Source organism: Skermanella sp., assembly GCF_059503625.1.
In genome coordinates, this window is sequence record NZ_JCACHA010000113.1 from 1 (window position 1) to 3,846 (window position 3,846).

A 3,846-nucleotide genomic window follows, 5' to 3' on the forward strand; every position below is an offset into this window, starting at 1 on the left:
TGACCGTTTGCCGGGTTTCACACCGGAGTTCCAGGGCGACCCGGTCCGGCCGACCGTGTAAGCTGGAAAAAAGAAATGCCTGGGAGCTTCCGTCATGCAGATACCCTTAGCCCGCCGCCGGTTCCTTCGTTTGTCCGGAGCCGCCGCAGCGCTGGCCCTGTCGCCTGCGGCGCTGTCGCCGGCGGCCTTGCCGTCGCGCGCCGCGGCCGCCTCGCCGGTGACCCTGCGCGTGGGCTATATCCCGATCATACCGATGACTCAGCTCTTCATCATGGAAGGGGAAGGCTGGACCGGTCAGGCCGGGCTGGACCTCAAGCTCACGTCGTTCTCGTCCGGCCCCGCGATGGTTCAGGCGCTGGCGTCCGGCAGCCTGGACGTCGTCTATGTCGGCATCGGCCCCGCGATGGTCGCGCGGTCGCGCGGCATCGACATCAAGGTGCTGGCTTCCAACATCATCGATCAGGTCGCCTTCATCGGGCGCGGCCCCTTCGCGGAAACCATGGCCGGCTCGGCGTCTCCGGCCGACGGGTTCCGCCAGTTCTATCAAAGGGCAGGGCGTCCCGCGAAGATCGCCACGCTGCCGCAGGGCTCGGTCCCGGACACGATACTCCGTTATTACATCCGGAACGTCGCCAAGGCGGACCCCGCGCATGTGGAGATCGTCGGCGTCGGCGAGGACCAGGTGCAGCAGTTGCTGCTTGCCGGTGCGGTCGAGGGAGCCTCGATCCTGGAGCCCGTCCTGACGATCGTTCAGGAACGCGACCCGACCGCCCGGATCCTCGCGCCCGCCAACGCCATGCTGCCGCGTCAGCCGGGCGCCGTGCTGGCGGTGCGCGAAACCGTGATCGCCGAACACCGCGACGCCATCGCCAAGCTGGTCGAACTGCATGTCCGCGCCACCGATTTCGCGAACACGCAGCACGGCCGCGCCGCCGCGCACGTCTCCGCCTATATCGGCAAGGGACTCGTCGATCCCGAAGTGATCGCCAAGGCGCTCCGGTCGCCCAACACCAACCTCGTCGCCAACCCGCACGAGATCATGGAGTCCACCGCACTCCTCCAGGACTTCCAGCAGACCACGGGCGCCCAGATCAAGCCGGTCGATCTGAACGCGCTGTTCGACCACAGCTTCTTCGACGCCGTCCGGAAAGCCGGATGACCTGAACCGGCAGCGGCCGCCGGTTTCGATCGGCGGCGCCTTCGGCAGTAGAAGAATACCCGACGACGCGATGTCCAGAACGGGACCATTTGTCAGGTTCGTCTTGTGTCGGGTTCATCTCAATCGTCGAGCCCTTGAGCAATGCTATATCGCCTAAGTCATTGCTATTTCAGGCAAACGTAGCTTTAGCACGAATTTTGCACCTCTAGCCCTCACCACATCCCCGGCAGTGCCGGGGATAGGGAGGAGCTGCCGGCTTTTCATCGAACCGTCAAAATACATCGAGGATTTCGACGACTCTGCCTGACCGGCCGGCGGCTGCTCATCGGGTAGTTCTGCCCTGACTTGAAAAAGGATTATTATTTTGGCGAACGTGACCTTCAAGTCTCCGGTGATGGCGAAGGACGTCACCCTGTATGCGGTCGCCGGCGACCGCGGAACGCTCCTGGCGCTCGCCAAGGAGCACAAGCTTCCGATCCCCTTCGACTGCGGCGACGGCAACTGCGGCTCCTGCCTTGTCGAGATCAAGCATCTCGGCACCAACAAGCCCTATGGCCTCGCCCTGACCGAAAAAGAGAAGGAGATGCTGCGCCAGCTCGGCAAGATCACTCCGGCCGAGATCGAGAACGCCGAAACCAACGACATGCCGCCGCGCTACCGGCTGGCCTGCCAGTTCTTCGTGCGCGACGAGGGCATCGCGGTGATCTTCGCCGGCGACGAGACCCTGCCGAAGGCCCGGCCGGCCCTGTCCACCGCCGTCAAGTCCTACAAGGGCGGCCTCGAGATCGCCTCGGTCGAGGAGTTCCTGGGCTACGCCGTCAAGGTCGAGGAGGATGCCGCCATCCACTTCGAAGAGCTGGCGGTCGAAATGGCCAAGGTCGGCAACAAGGAGATCGGCGAGCTTTTCACCCAGCTGGGCGAATACTCGCGCCTGCATCTGGCCGAAGCCAAGAAGCGGGCGGGTTCGGTGGACGTTTCCGGCTTCATGCCCGGCGACCACGTATGGCCCGATCTGGCGACACCGGAGCGGACCGCCTTGTGGGCGGGCGACCCGTCGCTGTCGCGGCTCGACGCCCTCAAGGCGGCGCTTCACGGCGAAAAGCTCGGGTTCGAGTTCTACCTGACCGTCGCCGGCCACACCAAGGACGCCGAGATCGAGGCGCTGGCGAAGGAGTTCGTCAAGGAGGAGAGCGAGCACGTCGCCATCCTCGAGCGCTGGATCGAGCGTGAGGAAGCGGCCCGCAAGCTGGCGCTGGCATAACGATCCGCTCCGGCGGCTACCGGGCGCGCTCCGGCGCGCCCGGCGTTCCCCATCATGCCGGCATGAAGACGACGTGGAACCGGCTTCCAGCCGCTTTCAGCGTACGGATACGGAAACCCCGCAGGAAACGGCGGCTGAAAAGACGTTTCTCCCATTGCCGGCGTGCCGGGACTCGATACGGTAAGCGCTGGTTTAGGCTGTCTCCTCTCCGGCAATGCGGGAATGACGCCAAAACTTCAGACTGAAACCTTCGCGTCCGCATCATCCAAGAGATGCCAAGGTCACGCCTTGGCATTAAGGTAGAGTGGAGGGAAACGCCGGCGTCACGCGCAGGAACGCTTTGAATCAGCGCCTACGGAATCCAGTCCGGGTTGACGGGATCGGAAAGCGGCGTATCCGCCGGCCCATGACCACCGGCCCATGACCATATGAGTATTTCCGCACATCGGTTTCGCGGGATAGGGCCTTCCAACGGCGGGGCTGGTCCGGGATCATGCCCGCCCGCAGTACCAACACTTCCGCAGCGATAAAGCGGAAGGACAACAAGCCCTGTTCCGGGGCAGCAAGGGGAGAGAATGACCGATCGATCCAGCGACTTCATCGCCGCGCGTAACCTGCTGCTGGAAGCCCGGACCGACCGCGCCCGCGCGGTGCGGGATTTCCGCTGGCCCGCCATGCCGGTCTTCAACTGGGCGCTCGACTACTTCGACGCGATAGCGCGCGGCAACGCCCGCCCGGCGCTGTGGGTCGTGGCGGAGGACGGCGCCGAGCAGAAGGTAACCTACGCCGAGCTGTCCGAGCGGTCGAACCGGCTTGCCAACTGGCTGCGCGCCCAGGGTGTGCGCCGGGGCGACCGCGTGCTGCTGATGCTGCCCAACGTGCCGCCGCTGTGGGAAACCATGCTGGCCGCCATGAAGCTGGGCGCCGTGGTCATTCCGGCAACGACTCTGCTGGTCGGAGACGAATTGCGCGACCGGCTGGAGCGCGGCGGCGCCCGGTTCGTCATCGCGATGGCCGATCAATGCGCCAAGTTCGACGGCATGGAGAAGGGGCTGGGGCTGATCGTCGTGGGCGGCGACGCCGGCAGCGCTCCGGCGGGCTGGACCGCTTATGAGGGCTTCACCGAGGCGCCCGCCGAGTTCGCGCCGGACGGCGAGACGCGGGTCGAAGACCCGCTGCTGCTCTATTTCACGTCGGGCACCACCGCCAAGCCCAAGCTGGTGCTGCATACGCACCGCAGCTATCCCGTGGGTCATCTGTCCACGATGTACTGGGTCGGATTGCAGCCGGGCGACGTCCATTGGAACATCAGCTCGCCCGGCTGGGCGAAGCACGCCTGGAGCAACGTCTTCGCACCGCTCAACGCCGAGGCGACGGTGTTCGTCTACAACTACACCCGCTTCAACGCGCGGGCCGTGCTGGACGT

At 65.3% G+C, this 3,846-nt stretch carries 3 protein-coding genes; all 3 read left to right on the forward strand.

Annotation, left to right across the window (positions count from 1 at the left end; genetic code table 11):
* Window positions 1–94 precede the first annotated feature (94 nt).
* Complete coding sequence (locus AC5JJ6_RS03110) at window positions 95–1,159, forward strand: ABC transporter substrate-binding protein (protein ID WP_496040643.1); 1,065 nt, start codon at window positions 95–97, stop codon at window positions 1,157–1,159.
* 373 nt (window positions 1,160–1,532) lie between these two features.
* Window positions 1,533–2,420, forward strand: coding sequence for a 2Fe-2S iron-sulfur cluster-binding protein (locus AC5JJ6_RS03115; RefSeq protein ID WP_496040645.1), 888 nt, complete (start codon window positions 1,533–1,535; stop codon window positions 2,418–2,420).
* 575 nt (window positions 2,421–2,995) lie between these two features.
* On the forward strand, window positions 2,996–3,846 hold an 851-nt coding region (locus tag AC5JJ6_RS03120; RefSeq protein ID WP_496040644.1), incomplete at its 3' end, for an AMP-binding protein.

What these genes read in the sequence shown, in the direction of transcription:
- AC5JJ6_RS03110 (WP_496040643.1), top strand. Translation starts at nt 95, where the DNA reads ATGCAGATACCCTTAGCCCGCCGCCGGTTCCTTCGTTTGTCCGGAGCC.